This is a genomic window from Streptococcus sp. CL8.13 (assembly GCF_049737895.1).
On the sequence record NZ_JBKOTT010000003.1, the window covers coordinates 1 to 18,230 of the forward strand.

Sequence of the window (18,230 nt, forward strand, 5' to 3'; positions counted from 1 at the left end):
TTAATCTTTAATCAAGGCACGTGTCGGACAGTTTCTAACAGCTTCTACGACGTCCTGACTAGGAGAGATTTCTTTTTCTAGTTGGTCAGGGTCATCGTAAAAACGCACGATTCCATTATCGTGGTAATCAAATAATTCAGAATAAGTTTGGCAAAGACCACAGGCAATGCAGCGTTCAGGTATAAGTGTGATTTTCATATTTATATTGTAATAAGAAAAGTAAAAAAAAACAAGGAGTAAGGTATGGCAAAAGAACCGTGGCAAGAAGATATTTATGAGAATCAGGAAGAAACAAGATCAGAACGTCGTAAGAGAGAACAAGGTGGAGGAGTGCTGGCTAATCGTATCTTGACTATTTTAGCAAGTATTTTCTTTGTGATTGTAGTCGTGATGATTATTGTTCTGATCTATCTTTCATCGGGTGGGAGTAATCGCACGGCAGCCTTGAAAGATTTTCACGATTCAGATACAAAAGTAGAGCAAGTTTCTTCTACTTCTAGTAGTAGTTCAGAGCAGGCATCTTCTAGTTCAGAGGAGAAGGTAGAAGAGTCATCTAGTAGCTCAGAACATCCAACTGATCCAGAAGGAACTACAAAAGTTATGGCTGGAGAAGGAGAAGCAGCCATTGCCGCTCGTGCAGGAATCTCGATTGCTCAGTTAGAGGCTTTGAATCCTGGGCATATGGCTACAGGATCTTGGTTTGCTAATCCAGGTGATGTTGTCAAAATCAAATAGGAGTTGATATGAAAACAATTCAAATTGCTATTGACGGTCCTGCTTCAAGTGGCAAGAGTACGGTCGCAAAGATTATCGCTAAGGATTTTGGTTACACCTATCTAGATACAGGTGCTATGTATCGTGCAGCGACCTATATGGCTCTGAAACACCAGTTAAGAGTGGAAGAGATTGAGGAACTTTTAGCCTTATTGGACCAGCATCCAATCAGTTTTGGGCGCTCAGAAACTGGAGAACAACTTGTCTTTGTGGGGGATGTGGATATTACCCATCCTATCCGTGAAAATGAAGTGACCAATCATGTTTCAGCAATTGCAGCAATTCCTGAAGTACGTGAGAAACTAGTTTCTCTCCAACAAGAGATTGCCCAGCAAGGTGGGATTGTCATGGATGGTCGCGATATTGGAACGGTTGTATTGCCTCAAGCAGAATTGAAAATTTTCCTAGTAGCTTCTGTTGATGAAAGAGCAGAGCGCCGTTACAAGGAAAATATTGCCAAGGGAATTGAAACAGACCTTGAAACTCTAAAAGAGGAAATAGCTGCGCGTGACTACAAGGATAGTCATCGTGAGACTTCGCCTCTCAAACAAGCAGAGGATGCTGTCTACCTTGATACAACTGGTTTGAACATTCAAGAAGTAGTTGAAAAAATCAAAGCAGAAGCTGAAAAAAGAATGTAAATGTAGAGAAGCCGATAGATTGATATCGGTTTTTTCTAAATTTGTCAAAATGCTGATTTTAAGGTATAATAGTTGCTGTTCGAGAAATTTTGATTTTCAAAGAATAGTGAATGATGATAAGGAGAAAACATGAACAACCTACCAAATTGCCCAAAATGTAACTCAGAGTATGTCTACGAAGACGGTGCCCTACTGGTTTGCCCAGAGTGTGCTCATGAGTGGAATCCTGCTGAAGTTGCAGATGTAGAAGAGGGCATTGTCGCTATCGATGCCAACGGAAATAAATTGGCTGACGGTGATACTGTAACCCTCATCAAGGACTTGAAAGTAAAAGGTGCGCCAAAAGATTTGAAACAAGGGACGCGCGTGAAGAATATCCGCATCGTAGAAGGCGACCACAATATCGACTGTAAAATTGATGGCTTTGGTGCCATGAAACTCAAATCAGAGTTTGTGAAGAAAATTTAAGCATGTCAAAACACTATAAACTTGTATTTTATAGCCGTATCTTCTTGTTTCTAGCGGCTTTTACGGGAGTTTATCTTGAAATCGCCAAGCATGGTGGATTTGGGATGCTGCTCTATTATACGGTTCTGTCAAATCTGTTAGTAGCGATTTTTACGCTCTATCTCCTAAAGGTTATGAGCCGTTTAGGTGAAAACTGGCAAAGATCAAGTCTCTTGCGCTTAAAAGGTGGAGTCACTATGAGTATCATGATTACCTGTGTGATTTACCATTTCCTCTTAGCGCCCATTGCGACTAATTTCTATACCCTAGAAAATTTCCTTTGCCACTATATCGTTCCCCTCTGGTTTTTAGCAGATACCCTCTTTTTTGACAAACAGGGTCAATACAAGATTTGGGACCCAATTGTGTGGACGATTTTACCCTTGCTGTATATGATTTTTGCTCTTTTTAATGGCTTGGTATTGAAACTTGATGTTCCTAATTCTAAGGTCAGTCCCTTCCCGTACTTCTTTTTGAATGTGAACAAGGGTTGGGATGTCGTGTTCAAGTGGTGTCTGATTATCTTTGTTGCTTATATGGTGGCAGGATTTATCTTCTACTTTATTAAGCAAATCAAGAGAAAATCATCCTAAGACACAAGGGATTCATTTTCGAGTTTAAGAAGGAGTCTGTACACTAAAGAGGCTTCTTCTTTTCTTGCTTGTTTGATGACTATCAAAAAAGTAGAAGATTAAGAGAAATATAGAAAGAGATTTCATGAAACAATTTTTAGAACGGGCCAGTATTTTGGCTCTCTCCCTCGTTTTGATTACGTCCTTTTCCATCTCGAGTGCCCTGCCAGCCATGTTTGACTATTATCAAGGTTATCCTAAGGAACAAATTGAGCTCTTGGCGAGCTTGCCTTCCTTTGGAATCATGATTATGTTATTACTAAATGGTTTCTTAGAAAAAATATTTCCTGAGCGCTTACAGATCAGTTTGGGATTGCTGATTTTATCACTAAGTGGAACTGCTCCCTTTTGGTACCAAGCTTATCCTTTTGTCTTTGGAACACGGATTCTTTTTGGTTTAGGTGTTGGGATGATCAATGCCAAGGCCATTTCTATTATCAGTGAACGCTATCAAGGAAAAACGAGAACTCAGATGTTAGGGCTACGCGGTTCTGCAGAGGTCGTTGGGGCTTCTCTCATTACCTTGGCAGTCGGCCAATTGTTGGCCTTTGGTTGGACAGCTACTTTCTTAGCTTATAGTGCTGGATTTTTAGTTCTGATCCTTTATCTGCTCTTTGTACCTTATGGAAAAGAAAAGAAAGAAGTCAAGAAAAAAACGAAGGAAGCAAGTCGCTTAACTCGGGAAATGAAGGGCTTGATTTTTATCTTAGCTATTGAAGCGGCGGTTGTAGTTTGTACCAATACAGCTATTACCATCCGTATTCCAAGTCTGATGGTGGAAAGAGGACTGGGAGATGCCCAGTTATCTAGTTTTGTTCTTAGTGTCATGCAGTTAATCGGGATTGTGGCTGGTGTGAGTTTTTCTTTCCTGATTTCAATATTTAAAGAGAAACTGCTCCTCTGGTCGGGTATTACCTTTGGCTTAGGTCAAATTGTGATTGCCCTGTCTCCATCCTTGTGGGTGGTGGTGGCAGGAAGCGTTCTGGCTGGCTTTGCCTACAGTGTAGCCTTGACGACGGTCTTTCAACTTGTCTCTGAAAGAATTCCAGCTAAACTCCTCAATCAAGCAACTTCATTTGCAGTTTTAGGCTGTAGTTTCGGAGCCTTTACGACCCCATTCGTTCTAGGTACGATTGGGTTACTAACTCACAATGGAATGTTGGTCTTCACCATTTTAGGATCATGGTTGATTGTAACCTCTATCTTTGTCATGTACCTACTTCAAAAGAGAGCTTAGGATTGATTCCTAAGTTTTTCTTTTTTGAGTTTTGTACCCAGATAGTTATGAATTTTCTAGCTTGTTATTGGATTAATTTCTTGATAAAATAGAAGTTATGACAAGATACAAAGCAACTATTTCCTATGACGGTTACGCCTTTGCTGGTTTTCAGCGCCAGTCTCATGCGCGTAGCGTTCAGGAGGAAATTGAAAAAACCTTGACCAGGTTAAATAAAGGGCAAGCCATTACTGTTCATGGTGCTGGTAGGACTGATAGTGGGGTTCATGCTTTGGGACAGGTGATCCATTTTGACCTGCCCTATCAAATGGATGAGGAAAAACTTCGCTTTGCTCTGGATACCCAGTCTCCTGAAGATATTGATGTGATTTCGATTGAGCTTGTGGCGGATGATTTTCATTGTCGTTATGCTAAGCACAGCAAGACATATGAGTTTATCGTGGATAGGGGTCGTCCTAAAAATCCCATGCGCCGTCACTATGCTACTCACTTTCCCTATCCACTTGATGTGGAGCGGATTCAGGAGGCTGTCAAGAAATTAGAAGGAACCCATGATTTCACCGGTTTTACAGCCTCTGGGACTAGTGTGGAGGATAAGGTTCGCACCATTACAGAAGCTAGTCTCAGGGTTGATGAGACAGGCCAATTTTTGATCTTTACCTTTTCAGGAAATGGTTTCTTGTATAAACAGATCCGCAATATGGTGGGGACACTGCTCAAAATCGGAAATAATCGTATGCCAGTAGAGCAGATTGACTTGATTTTGGAGAAGAAGGACAGGCAGTTAGCCGGTCCAACGGCAGCACCAAATGGCTTGTATTTAAAGGAGATTCGTTATGAAGAATAATCGTATTTTAGCACTTTCAGGAAATGATATTTTTAGTGGTGGTGGTTTGTCAGCTGATTTGGCTACCTATACCTTGAACGGCTTGCATGGCTTTGTAGCAGTGACTTGCTTGACAGCCTTGACAGAAAAGGGCTTTGAGGTCTTTCCAACTGACGATGCCATTTTTCAGCATGAATTAGAAAGCTTGCGTGATGTGGAATTTGCAGGGATTAAGATTGGTCTTCTACCAACTGTCAGTGTGGCTGAGAAGGCATTGGACTTTATCAAACAACGCCCAAGAGTGCCTGTGGTTCTGGATCCTGTCTTGGTCTGCAAGGAAACGCACGACGTAGCTGTCAGTGAACTATGCCAAGAATTGATTCGCTTTTTCCCTCATGTCAGCGTGATTACGCCTAACCTTCCTGAAGCAGAATTATTGGCTGGTCAGGAAATCAAAACCTTGGAAGACATGAAAACTGCAGCGCAGAAATTGCATGAATTAGGAGCGCCAGCAGTCATTATCAAGGGAGGCAATCGCCTTAGTCAGGACAAGGCTGTAGATGTCTTTTATGACGGACAAACCTTTACAGTCCTAGAAAATCCTGTCATCCAAGGCCAAAATGCTGGTGCAGGTTGTACCTTTGCCTCAAGCATTGCCAGTCACTTGGTTAAAGGTGATGAACTTTTACCAGCAGTAGAAAGTTCTAAAGCTTTCGTTTATCGTGCCATTGCACAAGCAGATCAATATGGAGTAAGACAATATGAAGCAAACCAAAACAACTAAAATCGCCCTTGTATCCCTATTAACCGCCCTTTCTGTGGTTCTAGGTTATTTCTTAAAAATTCCAACACCGACAGGAATTCTAACTCTCTTAGATGCGGGTGTCTTCTTTACGGCCTTTTACTTTGGTAGTCGTGAAGGAGCTGTAGTCGGAGGACTAGCAGGTTTCTTGATTGACCTCTTATCAGGCTACCCTCAGTGGATGTTCTTTAGCTTGGTCAACCATGGCTTGCAGGGATTTTTTGCAGGATTTAAAGGGAAAACTCAGTGGTTAGGCCTCGTTTTGGCAACTATTGCCATGGTAGGGGGCTACGCCTTGGGTTCTACATTGATGAATGGCTGGGCAGCAGCCCTACCAGAAATTTTACCAAATTTCATGCAAAATATGGTAGGGATGATTGTAGGATTTATTCTTAGTCAAAGTATCAAGAAGATTAAGTAAAGAGGCTGAGTCAAAAGTCTTTCAAATAAGAAAAACGCATAGTATCAGGTGTTGAAAGCTTGATACTATGCGTTTTATTGTGGGAAGATTTTCGAAAAATATTAATCAAAATAAAGCAAGTCTTTGCTGGTGCTTGTAAAGAGGTCGAAGCCATCCTTGGTAACAACACCGCAGTCTTCAATACGGACACCGACTTTACCAGGGATATAGATACCTGGTTCAACAGAGAAGCACATGCCTTCTTCGATGACCATGTCGTTTCCTTCCATGATAGATGGGAATTCGTGGACATCCATACCGATACCGTGACCAAGACGGTGGTTGAAGTACTCGCCGTAACCAGCTTTTTCAATGACCTCACGGGCCGCGCGGTCCACTTCATGAGCAGTCACACCTGGCTTGATAAAGTCAAGAGCAGCTTGTTGGGCTTCAAGAGTTAAGTTGTAAATATCTTTCTTGAATTGGTCTGGTTTGCCGACAGCGACCGTACGAGTCATATCTGACGCATAGCCGTTGACTAGAACACCAAGGTCAAAGAGGAGAAGGGCGTTATTTTCAACTTTGTTTGCTGCTGGAATACCGTGTGGATTTGCAGCATTATCACCAGTCAAGACCATGGTATCAAAACTCATTTCATAACCTTCACGCTTCATAGCAAAGTCGATTTGGGCAATAATATCTGTCTCAGTCTTATCAAGAGAAATATTGTCAAAACCAACCTTAACAGCCTTGTCCGCATAGAGACCGGCCACCATCATTTTTTGCACTTCGTCAGCTGATTTGATAAGGCGCATACGTTGGATACGAGGAGTGAGGTTTTCAAACTCAGCAGTTTCAAAGACTATTTTCAAGCCATGATATTTGGTCAAGATGAGATTGTCAAACTCAACAGCGACACGTTTGAAGTCAAGTTGTGGAAGAGCATGTTTCATTTTTTGCCATGGATTTTCAGAATCCACATAGCCCACAACTGGGAAGGAAACAGTGCTGCTTGCACGCTCAACCTCAAGGGCTGGGACAAAGAGGAGAGGTTCCTGATCTGCTAGGACAAAAAGGAACATTTGGCGTTCATGGGGATCACTGTAAAAGCCAGTGAGGTAATTGATTGTGACGGGGTCAGATACGACAGCGACGTCTAGTTTTTCTGATTCAAGATATGTTACGATTTGTTGTAATTTAGACATATGCTACCTTCTTTCTACCCCTCTATTTTGGCAAAAAATGAGAGAAAATGCAAGGGAGAAGGGTAAAAGAAAAGACAAAAAAACTCCGACAAGATAACGGAGTTCTTTGATATGATTTTTCTTGGTTTAAGAAAAGTCAGCCTTGCTTTTGACATCACTGTATTCTTCAGCGATTTCTTGACTGAGAATGTCCTCATAAGCAGGGAGTTGGATGTCCTGACCATATTTCTTCTTGAGGGCTGTAGTGACTAGGCGATAAGCTAGATTGGCATTGCGAGAGAGGATAGGCCCATGGAAGTAAGAACCAAAGACATTCTTATAATGAACCCCTTCGCCGACCTTTTCTTCGTTGTTTCCATTGCCATAGACAACCTGTCCCAGCGGTTTTTGGTCATCTGAGAGGAAGGTACGGCCCTGATGATTTTCAAAACCATAGTAGGTTTCATCGAAATCTTCATTGTGAATCTTGATGTCACCGATAAAACGGTTATTGGTCTGGTTGAGGGTGTAGTGGCCCATGACCCCTAGTCCTTCGATGCGTCTCCCTGAAGCTTCAACATAATATTGCCCCAATAGTTGGAAACCACCGCAGATAGCCAGAACCACACCGTCGTTTTGGATGTAGTTGTCAATGCTCTCTTTTTTAGCAGGTAGGTCGTCTGCAATAATACTTTGTTCAAAGTCTTGACCGCCACCGAAAAAGGCGATGTCGTAGTGATTTTCGTCAAAGTCATCATGGAGAGAAACGATGTCAACGGTCACATGGGCTCCCAGTTTTTCAGCCACATACTTGAGCATGAGGATGTTTCCATTGTCCCCATAGGTATTCATGAGATTTCCGTAGAGGTGGGCAATGTTGAGCTGATAGGGGTAATTGCCAGCTTTTGAGGAAAGTGAAGTATAAACCATTAGTTCATCTCCTTTCTAACAATCTGACGACTAGCCAACAGTTCGCGGAATTCCAGCATAGCAGTATAGGTAGCCAGAATATAAGCATGCTTGCAGTCTTGGTTCTCAATTGTCTTAAGAATTTGCTCCAGACTACTTGTTTCAGTGATTTTTTCAGCTGGATAGCCTGTTACTCGTAGACGACGAGCGATTTCAGAATGACGAACACCGCCAGCGTTGATTTCAGGGATGTCCATGTCAGTGATTTGTTCAAAATCAGCATCCCAGATCCAGCTGGTGTCAATGCCATCTGCATAGTTAGCGTTAAGGAGGACAGATAGGCTAAATGGATAAGGTGCTAGTTTAATCATTTCGATAGCTTGGGTCGCACCGACTGGATTTTTAATCAAGACAAGGGTACATTCCTTATTACCAATATGGAAGGTTTCTTGGCGTCCAAAGACAGCACGGCTCTTATCAAATCCTTGCTTGATGAGTTGTGAATCTGTACCAAGGAAACGGGCGATGGCAACCGCAGCTAGGGCGTTGTAGATATTATAGAGCCCACCGATTTGAATACCGTATTCTTGGCCGTCTATGACAAAGCGAGAGCGATTGTTGGTCAACTCAACTAGTTCTGTCAAGCGATAGTCGAGATCAGGACGTTTACATCCGCAACTTTCACAGATATAGGCACCCAAGTTTGCATAGGTATTATGCTCATATTTGAGGATTCCTTGGCAGTCAGGGCAGAGGATTCCTTCGGTATTATAGTGAGCCAGCTGGGCTGGACCTTTCTCCAAGTCAAAACCAAAATACTCTACAGGATTTGGAATAGCTGGCTTGTAGAAAAGTGGACTGTCTCCATTAAGGAGAACAGTAGCCGTAGGTACCTTACGAATAGCATCCAAAATCATTTTGTAAGTTGTGTAAATCTCACCATAGCGGTCCATCTGGTCACGGAATATATTCGTGATGACAAAAAGGCTTGGCTGGATATAGTCACAGATACGAGATAGACTGGCTTCATCGATTTCTAGAACGGCAATATTTTTCCCAGTTTTAGAAGATTTGGCTGTTAAGAAGGTTGTCGCAATCCCTGTAATCATGTTGGCACCGCTTGGGTTGGTCAGAACTTGACCATAAACCTCTTTTAAAATACCGACAGTGAGGGCGGTTGTCAAGGTTTTTCCGTTGGTTCCAGTGATCACGACAATCTCGTAGTTCTTAGCTAGGTTTTGTAAAATATCTTTATCAAATTGAAGGGCAAGTTTTCCTGGAAGCGTACTCCCTCGGCCAAGACGGCTTAAAACGAAGTGGGAAGAACGCCCAGCTAGGAGGCCCAAAGTAGTTTTTAATTTCATGTTTCTATTATATCATAAAAGAGGGAAAAGACAGATTTGATACTCAATGAAAATCAAAGAGCAAACTAGGAAGCTAGCCGCAGGTTGCTCAAAATACTGTTTTGAGGTTGCAGATAGAACTGACGAAGTCAGTAACCATACCTACGGCAAGGTGAAGCTGACGTAGTTTGAATTTGATTTTCGAAGAGTATGAGATTTCGCAGAAATGAAAACAGCCCTCAGAGGGCTGTTAGATACGATTAAATCTCAACTTAAATCGCAAACAAGTCATTCAAGTTCTCAGCCAAGGTTGGGTGAGTGAAGATTTGTTTTGTGAAGTAAGTGTAAGGAATCTTGTTGTCCATAGCAACAGTGATGATGTTGATGATTTCTTGAGATCCTTCTGAGAAGATGCTTGCTCCAAGAATTTCTTTTGTTTCAGTATTAACCACAGCTTTGAAAGCTCCACGAAGGTCTCCATTTACGTGACCACGAGGCATTGCTGCAACAGGAATTTCCTTAACAGCGTATGGAAGTTTCAAATCAGCTGCTTGGCTTTCCGTCAAACCAACTTGTGAAAGAGCAGGTGTGATAAACATGGTGTTTGGTACATTGAGACGGTCTTCAAGTGTGTAGCTGCCATCTCCAGCAAGGTAGCTGTAAACAACACGGAAATCATCAAGTGAGATGTAAGTAAATTGAAGGCCACCGTTGACATCTCCAACTGCAAAGACACCAGGAACGTTTGTTTGACAATGTTTGTCTACTTTAATAGCACCACGTTCAGTTAGTTCAATATCTGTATTTTCAAGTTGAAGTGGTTCTACATTTGGTTTGCGTCCAGTTGCGTAAAGAAGGGCATCGAAACGGTAAGTTTCATTTTCAGTTACGACAAGCACTTGGTCACCGTCATTTTTAATTTCAGTAGTACGGATATTTTGAAGCAATTCAATACCGTCTTCTTCCATGTATTGTTTAGCAAGCGCTGCAATGGAAGGTTCTGCACGAGGTAGGAAAGTATCCAAGGCATCTAGGACTGTAACCTTGCTTCCAAGTTTGTTGTAAAGGCCGGCAAATTCAAGACCGATATTTCCACCACCAAGGACTCCAAGGTTTTGAGGCAATTTGTCCAAGTTTTGGATACCTGTTGAGTCAAAGACGTTTTTGCTTGTAGCAAGTCCAGGGATTGGCAAGACGTTTGAAACAGCACCAGTGTTGATGACGATTGTTTCAGCAGTCAGTTCTTTCTTTTCATCACCAGCTTGGATTTCGATGACTTTATTTGAAAGGAAGTGAGCTTCCGCATCAAAGATATCGACGCCTGTACCAGCAACAGTCGCATAGTTTTTACCGTTGAGGCGACCAGTGATAGTGTTTTTAGTAGCAATGACTTCTTCAAAAGACAAGTCTTTCTCAGCAGCAACTAGCAAAGTTTTAGTTGGGATGCAACCAATGTTGATACAAGTTCCACCGTACATAGCTTTGCTACGTTCAATGAGGGCAACTTTTTTGCCAGCTGAAGCCAATTTACCAGCTAGTGTTTTACCAGCTTTACCAAATCCGATAACGATTAAATCATAAGTTAACATTTATCTTCCTCCTATTCGCATTTCATTCTAGCACAAGAAAAAAACTTTTGCACAATTCTGCTACGCTTTAAAAAAGTTTATGAAATAGTGGAAATTTCATCCTCATTTTCTCAGAAAAATCGTTTACATGACTTTATCGATGGATTAGGCTATCTTTTGCTTCTCTCTTGTGTTATACTAGATAGGTTGCAAAGAAAACAGTACTTTTCTTTTGTGGAAAAGAAGCAACACGATTTTGTATCCAGTATATGAAAATACGTCATAAAAAGAAAAGTATAAACTAAGCCCTATAGGGTGGCTTCGCACCACCTTTAGAAAGAAGAAGAACGTGAAATTTAATGAATTAAACTTGTCTGCTGATTTGCTAGCAGAGATTGAAAAAGCTGGTTTTGTAGAAGCCAGTCCGATCCAAGAACAAACCATTCCCTTGGCCCTTGAAGGCAAGGACGTTATCGGTCAAGCTCAGACTGGTACAGGAAAAACTGCAGCCTTTGGCTTGCCTACCCTTGAAAAAATCCGTACAGAAGAAGCGACCATCCAAGCTTTGGTTATCGCTCCAACACGTGAACTTGCTGTCCAAAGTCAGGAGGAATTGTTCCGCTTTGGTCGTAGTAAGGGAGTTAAAGTCCGTTCAGTATATGGCGGATCAAGCATTGAAAAACAAATTAAGGCTCTTAAATCTGGTGCCCATATCGTGGTGGGAACACCTGGTCGCCTCTTGGACTTGATTAAACGCAAGGCCTTGAAATTACAAGATATTGAAACCCTCATCCTTGACGAAGCAGATGAAATGCTCAACATGGGCTTCCTTGAAGATATCGAAGCTATCATTTCTCGTGTCCCTAAAAACCGTCAAACTTTGCTTTTCTCAGCAACTATGCCAGATGCCATCAAACGTATCGGTGTTCAGTTTATGAAAGAACCTGAGCATGTGAAGATTGCTGCTAAGGAATTAACAACAGAATTGGTTGACCAATACTATATCCGTGTTAAAGAACAAGAAAAATTTGATACCATGACTCGTCTCATGGATGTGGAACAACCAGAACTTGCTATCGTATTTGGTCGTACCAAACGCCGTGTAGATGAATTGACTCGTGGTTTGAAAATCCGTGGCTTCCGTGCAGAAGGAATTCATGGCGACCTAGACCAAAACAAACGTCTTCGTGTCCTTCGTGACTTTAAAAATGGCAATCTTGATGTTTTGGTTGCGACAGACGTTGCAGCGCGTGGCTTGGATATTTCAGGTGTGACCCATGTCTATAACTACGATATTCCACAAGATCCTGAAAGCTATGTTCACCGTATCGGTCGTACAGGTCGTGCTGGTAAGTCAGGTCAGTCTATTACCTTCGTTTCACCAAATGAAATGGGTTACCTCCAAATCATTGAAAACTTGACTAAAAAACGCATGAAAGGTCTCAAACCTGCAAGTGCAGAAGAAGCATTTCAAGCAAAAAAACACGTAGCTCTCAAGAAAATCGAACGTGATTTTGCAGATGAGACTATCCGTGCCAACTTTGAGAAATTTGGTAAGGATGCTCGTAAGCTAGCTGCCGAATTTACTCCAGAAGAATTGGCAATGTATATCTTGAGTCTGACTGTTCAAGATCCAGATAGCCTTCCAGAAGTGGAGATTGCACGTGAAAAACCACTACCGTTTAAACCATCAGGTAATGGCTTCGGTGGTAAAGGTAAGGGAGGTCGTCGTGGAGATGACCGTCGTGATAATCGCCGTGGAGACAACCGTCGTGGTGGTCGTCGTGATGATTTCAAAAAAGGAAGTCGTGGCAATGATCGTTTTGATAAGGAAAAACGTTATCGTAAGGATAATAAAAAACCACGCAATACTTCAAGCGAAAAGCAAACAGGCTTTGTTATTCGTAACAAGGGCGATAAATAAGAAAAAGCGGTTCAAAATGAATCGCTTTTTTATATAAGGAGACCGAATGGAAAAGAAAGATAAATAAAATAGATATATTATCTTCTTGTAATATTATAATACACAAAAATAGAGGGCTTGTCAATAGAAAAGAAGCAATTTAATTAAAAATATTCTTGTTTTTTCAAATTGCAATTAAATAAGGAATTTTCAGATAATAATTGAAAATTCAAGCTGTTTATGTTATAATGATAGCGATTAAATTCGAGGTGAAAAATGGCACATTTATTAGAAAAAACTAGAAAAATTACTTCTATCCTGAAGCGCTCAGAGGAGCAGTTGCAGGAAGAACTCCCCTACAATGCGATTACCCGTCAATTGGCAGATATTATTGACTGTAACGCCTGTATCGTTAATAGCAAGGGACGTCTCCTTGGCTATTTTATGCGTTACAAAACCAATACAGATCGTGTAGAGCAATTCTTCCAAACTAAAATTTTCCCGGATGACTACATTCAAGGTGCGAACATGATTTACGATACAGAAGCCAATCTGACAGTTGATCATGATTTAAGTATTTTCCCTGTAGAGAGTCGTGCCGACTTTCCAGATGGTTTGACGACCATTGCACCAATCCATGTATCAGGGATTCGCCTTGGTTCTTTGATTATTTGGCGCAATGATAAAAAATTCGAAGACGAGGACTTGATTCTTGTTGAGATTGCGAGTACCGTTGTTGGGATTCAACTCCTTAATTTCCAACGTGAAGAAGATGAGAAAAATATTCGCCGCCGTACTGCTGTTACCATGGCGGTTAATACCCTTTCTTATTCCGAACTCCGTGCTGTTTCAGCAATTTTAGGGGAATTAAATGGAAATGAAGGGCAGTTGACTGCGTCTGTAATTGCAGACCGCATCGGAATCACCCGTTCTGTGATTGTCAATGCCCTTCGTAAACTTGAATCTGCAGGAATTATTGAAAGTCGCTCACTTGGAATGAAGGGAACCTATCTTAAGGTCTTGATTTCAGATATTTTTGAAGAAGTGAAGAAAAGAGATTACTAATGACTAAGGCTTTAATTTCGATTGACTATACAGAAGATTTTGTTGCAGATAGTGGAAAATTGACAGCAGGTGCTCCAGCTCGGGCTATTTCGGAAGCTATTAGCAAGGTGACTCGATTAGCTTTTGAACGCGGAGATTATATCTTCTTTACCATCGATGCTCACGAAGAAAACGATTGTTTCTATCCAGAAAGCAAGCTATTTCCTCCTCATAATTTGATTGGGACTAGTGGACGGAATTTATACGGAGATTTGGGGACCTTTTATCAAGAACATGGTTCAGATAGTCGTGTCTTTTGGATGGATAAACGCCATTACTCAGCTTTTTCAGGGACTGACCTGGATATCCGTTTGAGAGAGCGTCGAGTTTCTACAGTTATCTTAACTGGTGTCTTGACGGATATCTGTGTCCTGCATACAGCTATAGATGCCTATAATCTAGGATATGATATCGAGATTGTTAAACCAGCTGTTGCTTCCATCTGGCCTGAAAATCACCAATTTGCCCTTGAACATTTCAAAAATACACTTGGAGCTAAGTTAGTAGATGAAAATCTAAATGAAATTTCAGAGTAATTTAGTAGATGAAATGAAAAAAATTGAAAAAAGTGTTGACAAGCATCCTAAAAGTTGATATACTAGTAAAGTAATCGACGCGGGGATGGCGGAATTGGCAGACGCGCAGGACTAAGGATCCTGTGACCGCTTTAGGTCGTGAGGGTTCAAGTCCCTCTCTCCGCATAGGATAAGAGTTAGCTTAGGTTAGCTCTTTTTTCATCTAATTAAAGTAGAGCAAAAAAATTTTTGCTCTTTTTTTGTATTTCATAAACATTTCATATTTGGATTTTATAATAGTCTTACAATTATGGAGGTGACAAATGAATCCAATCCAAAGAGCTTGGGCTTATGTCAGCAGAAAACGACTGAGAAGTTTTATTTTATTTCTGATTTTATTGGTCCTATTGGCTGGAATTTCAGCCTGTTTGACTTTGATGAAGTCCAACAAAACAGTTGAAACCAATCTTTACAAATCACTCAACACATCTTTTTCTATTAAGAAGATAGAAAATGGTCAGACTTTCAAGCTGTCGGATCTAGTATCTGTAAGCAAGATTAAGGGACTGGAAAATGTTTCTCCTGAACTCGAGATGATTGCAAAATTAAAAGACAAGGAAGCAGTGAGTGGCGAGCAGAGCGTGGAGCGTGATGATTTGTCAGCTGCGGACAAGAACTTGGTTAGCTTAACGGCTCTTGAGGATTCATCCAAGGATGTCACCTTTACCAGTTCAGCTTTCAATCTAAAAGAAGGTCGACACCTTCAAAAAGGGGATTCAAAGAAAATCATCATCCACGAAGAGTTGGCTAAGAAGAACGGTCTTTCGCTTCATGACAAGCTTCGCTTGGATGCTGGACAGTCAGAAGCTGGGAAAGGACAAACTGTCGAGTTTGAAATCGTCGGAATCTTCTCTGGTAAAAAACAAGAGAAATTTACGGGCTTGTCTTCTGACTTCAGTGAAAACCAAGTCTTTACAGACTATGAAAGTAGCCAAAGCCTTTTGGGAAATGGTGAATCTCTAGTCAGTGCAGCGCGCTTTTATGTAGAAAATCCTAAGGAAATGGACGGACTCATGAAGCAGGTAGAAAACTTGTCTTTGGAAAACCAAGGCTATCAAGTCGAAAAGGAAAGCAAGGCTTTTGAACAAATCAAAGACTCAGTTGCTACCTTCCAAACCTTCCTAACCATCTTCCTTTATGGGATGTTGATAGCTGGAGCAGGGGCCTTAATTCTAGTTTTGTCTCTCTGGTTGAGAGAAAGGGTCTACGAAGTGGGAATTCTTCTGGCACTTGGAAAAGGCAAGAGTTCGATTTTCCTACAATTCTGTTTAGAGGTAGTTTTGGTATCTCTCGGAGCTTTGCTTCCATCCTTTATCGCTGGAAATGCCATTACATCCTATCTGCTCCAAACTGTCCTAGCAAGTGGAGATCAGGCAGCTCTACAAGACACGCTAGCTAAAGCAAGCAGTCTATCAAGTAGTTTATTATCTTTTGCAGAATCTTATGTTTTTCTAGTTCTGCTTAGTTGCTTGTCTGTAGCCCTTTGTTTCCTATTCTTATTTAGAAAATCGCCTAAAGAAATTTTATCATCTATTAGTTAAGAAGGAGAAATCATGACTTTATTACAATTACAAGATGTTACCTACCGTTATAAGAACACTGCTGAAGCAGTCCTATATCAGATCAATTATAATTTTGAACCCGGGAAATTTTACAGTATCATTGGTGAGTCAGGAGCAGGAAAATCCACTCTCTTGTCCCTCCTGGCTGGTCTAGATAGTCCTGTTGAAGGTTCTATCCTTTTTCAAGGAGAGGATATTCGTAAGAAGGGATATTCTTATCATCGCATGCACCATATTTCCTTGGTCTTTCAAAATTATAACTTGATAGATTATCTTTCTCCACTGGAAAATATCCGCTTGGTCAACAAAAAGGCAAGCAAGGAGACACTTCTTGAACTTGGTTTGGATGAAAGTCAGATCAAGCGGAATGTTCTCCAGTTATCAGGTGGTCAACAGCAACGTGTTGCCATCGCTCGTAGTCTGGTATCAGAAGCTCCAGTTATTCTAGCTGATGAGCCAACAGGAAACCTGGATCCTAAAACTGCCGGAGATATTGTCGAACTGCTCAAATCACTTTCCCAGAAAACAGGTAAATGTGTCATCGTCGTTACCCACAGCAAAGAAGTGGCACAAGCGTCAGATATTACACTTGAGTTGAAGGATAAGAAACTGACTGAAACTCGCAATACTAGTAAATAATTTGAGCTTTTCTGTTAGAACTATAAGAAAGAACAAAATCTAGAAAGGGAACCTATGTTACACAATGCATTTGCCTATGTTACAAGGAAGTTTTTCAAATCGATTGTCATCTTCCTGATTATTCTCCTCATGGCGAGCTTAAGTTTGGTCGGCTTGTCGATCAAGGGAGCTACTGCCAAGGCTTCTCAGGAGACCTTTAAAAATATCACCAATAGCTTCTCCATGCAAATCAATCGTCGCGTCAATCAAGGAACACCTCGTGGTGCTGGGAATATTAAGGGGGAAGATATCAAAAAAATCACCGAAAACAAGGCCATCGAGTCTTATGTGAAACGCATCAACGCTATCGGAGATTTGACTGGATATGAACTCATCGAAACGCCAGATACCAAGAAAAATCTAACACCTGATCGTGCTAAACATTTTGGAAGCAGCTTGATGATCACTGGTGTCAATGACTCCTCTAAAGAAGACAAGTTTGTCTCTGGCTCTTATAAGCTGGTCGAAGGTGAACACCTAACCAACGACGACAAAGACAAGATTCTCATGCATAAGGACTTGGCAGCCAAACACGGCTGGAAAGTCGGGGATAAGGTCAAACTAGACTCCAATATCTACGATGCAGACAATGAAAAAGGTGCCAAGGAAACAGTTGAAGTGACAATCAAGGGACTCTTTGATGGTCACAATAAGTCGGCAGTAACCTACTCACAAGAACTCTATGAAAACACAGCCATCACAGACATCCATACGGCTGCTAAACTTTATGGATACACAGAAGACACAGCTATTTATGGGGACGCAACCTTCTTTGTAACAGCGGATAAAAACTTGGATGATGTTATGAAAGAGTTGAATGGCATCAGTGGTATCAACTGGAAGAGCTATACACTCGTTAAGAGCTCCTCTAACTACCCAGCTCTTGAGCAATCCATTTCTGGTATGTACAAGATGGCCAACCTCCTCTTCTGGGGCAGCTTGAGTTTCTCAGTTCTTCTCCTTGCCCTCTTGCTTAGTCTTTGGATCAATGCCCGTCGCAAGGAAGTGGGCATCCTCCTCTCTATCGGTCTTAAGCAGGCAAGTATCTTGGGGCAATTCATCACTGAATCTATCTTGATTGCCATTCCTGCTCTTGTTTCTGCCTACTTCCTAGCCAGCTACACAGCTCGTGCAATCGGAAACACTGTTCTTGCCAATGTGACTTCAGGTGTTGCCAAGCAAGCCAGCAAGGCTGCTCAAGCCTCTAATCTTGGTGGTGGTGCAGAAGTAGATGGCTTTAGCAAGACCTTGTCGAGCCTAGATATTTCCATTCAGACATCGGACTTTATCATCGTTTTTGTTCTTGCTTTAGTTCTAGTCGTTCTCGTTATGGCGCTGGCTTCAAGCAATCTCCTAAGAAAACAACCAAAAGAGCTCTTGCTGGATAGTGAATAAGTTTGAAAAAATTAGTCTAAAATAGTGACTACATCTTATTTTTCTATTCAAGAATGGTGGATAGAGAATGGCTATTTAACAATTCAAAATAGAGCCGAAAGCAGTGGTGAAAATCATTGCTTTCAGTTGCTTTCTTTGTACTTTAGTACTTGAATATGATATACTAAAGCTATTGAATTTATTAGAAAGG

At 41.3% G+C, this 18,230-nt stretch carries 19 protein-coding genes and 1 tRNA gene; 15 read left to right on the plus strand and 5 right to left on the minus strand.

Features of this window, described 5'->3' with window-relative positions:
• The gene (locus ACLNCN_RS00220; RefSeq protein ID WP_004235080.1) at positions 1–198 is read right to left on the minus strand and encodes a ferredoxin; all 198 of its coding nucleotides are present in this window, start codon (positions 196–198) and stop codon (positions 1–3) included.
• Positions 199–243: 45 nt separating this feature from the next.
• On the opposite strand from ACLNCN_RS00220, the gene ACLNCN_RS00225 reads away from it, so the two are divergent.
• From ACLNCN_RS00225 to ACLNCN_RS00260, 8 genes are all read left to right on the plus strand, one after another.
• Positions 244–735, plus strand: coding sequence for an SAG1386/EF1546 family surface-associated protein (locus tag ACLNCN_RS00225; protein ID WP_001040920.1), 492 nt, complete (start codon positions 244–246; stop codon positions 733–735).
• Positions 736–743: 8 nt separating this feature from the next.
• Positions 744–1,415: a (d)CMP kinase gene (gene cmk / locus ACLNCN_RS00230; RefSeq protein ID WP_049502392.1), complete on the plus strand. Its 672-nt coding sequence runs from the start codon at positions 744–746 to the stop codon at positions 1,413–1,415.
• 129 nt (positions 1,416–1,544) lie between these two features.
• Complete coding sequence (locus tag ACLNCN_RS00235; RefSeq protein ID WP_001061582.1) at positions 1,545–1,883, plus strand: zinc ribbon domain-containing protein YjdM; 339 nt, start codon at positions 1,545–1,547, stop codon at positions 1,881–1,883.
• Between the two features lie 2 nt (positions 1,884–1,885).
• A complete protein-coding gene (locus ACLNCN_RS00240; protein WP_045605971.1) occupies positions 1,886–2,515 on the plus strand; it encodes a Pr6Pr family membrane protein in 630 nt (209 codons plus the stop codon).
• A 124-nt stretch (positions 2,516–2,639) separates the two neighbouring features.
• Positions 2,640–3,791: an MFS transporter gene (locus ACLNCN_RS00245; protein WP_424844396.1), complete on the plus strand. Its 1,152-nt coding sequence runs from the start codon at positions 2,640–2,642 to the stop codon at positions 3,789–3,791.
• A 97-nt stretch (positions 3,792–3,888) separates the two neighbouring features.
• Complete coding sequence (truA, locus tag ACLNCN_RS00250) at positions 3,889–4,638, plus strand: tRNA pseudouridine(38-40) synthase TruA (protein ID WP_424844397.1); 750 nt, start codon at positions 3,889–3,891, stop codon at positions 4,636–4,638.
• Positions 4,628–5,401, plus strand: a complete 774-nt coding sequence (locus tag ACLNCN_RS00255) for a bifunctional hydroxymethylpyrimidine kinase/phosphomethylpyrimidine kinase (RefSeq protein WP_424844398.1) — start codon at positions 4,628–4,630, stop codon at positions 5,399–5,401. Before truA ends, ACLNCN_RS00255 begins: the two co-directional genes overlap by 11 nt.
• On the plus strand, positions 5,379–5,840 hold the full coding sequence (locus ACLNCN_RS00260) for an ECF transporter S component (RefSeq protein WP_084888661.1): 462 nt from the start codon (positions 5,379–5,381) through the stop codon (positions 5,838–5,840). The genes ACLNCN_RS00255 and ACLNCN_RS00260 overlap by 23 nt, the downstream gene beginning before the upstream one ends.
• A 101-nt stretch (positions 5,841–5,941) precedes the next feature.
• On the opposite strand, the gene ACLNCN_RS00265 is transcribed toward ACLNCN_RS00260, so the two are convergent.
• From ACLNCN_RS00265 to ACLNCN_RS00280, 4 genes are all read right to left on the minus strand, one after another.
• On the minus strand, positions 5,942–7,024 hold the full coding sequence (locus tag ACLNCN_RS00265) for a M24 family metallopeptidase (protein WP_261100046.1): 1,083 nt from the start codon (positions 7,022–7,024) through the stop codon (positions 5,942–5,944).
• A 126-nt stretch (positions 7,025–7,150) separates the two neighbouring features.
• Entirely contained in the window at positions 7,151–7,933 is a 783-nt protein-coding gene (gene gatD / locus ACLNCN_RS00270; protein WP_033684891.1) for a lipid II isoglutaminyl synthase subunit GatD, read from the minus strand.
• The gene (gene murT / locus ACLNCN_RS00275) at positions 7,933–9,276 is read right to left on the minus strand and encodes a lipid II isoglutaminyl synthase subunit MurT (RefSeq protein ID WP_415748223.1); all 1,344 of its coding nucleotides are present in this window, start codon (positions 9,274–9,276) and stop codon (positions 7,933–7,935) included. Before murT ends, gatD begins: the two co-directional genes overlap by 1 nt.
• Before the next feature lie 251 nt (positions 9,277–9,527).
• Positions 9,528–10,844: an FAD-containing oxidoreductase gene (locus tag ACLNCN_RS00280; RefSeq protein WP_371613472.1), complete on the minus strand. Its 1,317-nt coding sequence runs from the start codon at positions 10,842–10,844 to the stop codon at positions 9,528–9,530.
• 328 nt (positions 10,845–11,172) lie between these two features.
• Here ACLNCN_RS00280 and ACLNCN_RS00285 point away from each other — a divergent pair, with 328 nt between their 5' ends.
• From ACLNCN_RS00285 to vex3, 7 genes are all read left to right on the plus strand, one after another.
• Positions 11,173–12,747, plus strand: coding sequence for a DEAD/DEAH box helicase (locus ACLNCN_RS00285; RefSeq protein ID WP_125452544.1), 1,575 nt, complete (start codon positions 11,173–11,175; stop codon positions 12,745–12,747).
• 255 nt (positions 12,748–13,002) lie between these two features.
• Positions 13,003–13,791 carry a GTP-sensing pleiotropic transcriptional regulator CodY gene (codY, locus tag ACLNCN_RS00290; protein ID WP_000940738.1) on the plus strand — a complete coding sequence of 263 codons (789 nt, stop codon included), beginning with the start codon at positions 13,003–13,005 and terminating at the stop codon, positions 13,789–13,791.
• Positions 13,791–14,366, plus strand: coding sequence for a cysteine hydrolase family protein (locus tag ACLNCN_RS00295; protein ID WP_424844399.1), 576 nt, complete (start codon positions 13,791–13,793; stop codon positions 14,364–14,366). The genes codY and ACLNCN_RS00295 overlap by 1 nt, the downstream gene beginning before the upstream one ends.
• Before the next feature lie 79 nt (positions 14,367–14,445).
• Positions 14,446–14,531: transfer RNA gene (locus tag ACLNCN_RS00300), tRNA-Leu, on the plus strand.
• Positions 14,532–14,668: 137 nt separating this feature from the next.
• Positions 14,669–15,946 carry an ABC transporter permease gene (locus ACLNCN_RS00305; protein WP_415748101.1) on the plus strand — a complete coding sequence of 426 codons (1,278 nt, stop codon included), beginning with the start codon at positions 14,669–14,671 and terminating at the stop codon, positions 15,944–15,946.
• Between the two features lie 12 nt (positions 15,947–15,958).
• Positions 15,959–16,606 carry an ABC transporter ATP-binding subunit Vex2 gene (gene vex2, locus ACLNCN_RS00310; RefSeq protein WP_415748102.1) on the plus strand — a complete coding sequence of 216 codons (648 nt, stop codon included), beginning with the start codon at positions 15,959–15,961 and terminating at the stop codon, positions 16,604–16,606.
• 54 nt (positions 16,607–16,660) lie between these two features.
• Entirely contained in the window at positions 16,661–18,040 is a 1,380-nt protein-coding gene (gene vex3 / locus ACLNCN_RS00315; RefSeq protein ID WP_150922549.1) for an ABC transporter permease subunit Vex3, read from the plus strand.
• Positions 18,041–18,230: the final 190 nt, after the last annotated feature.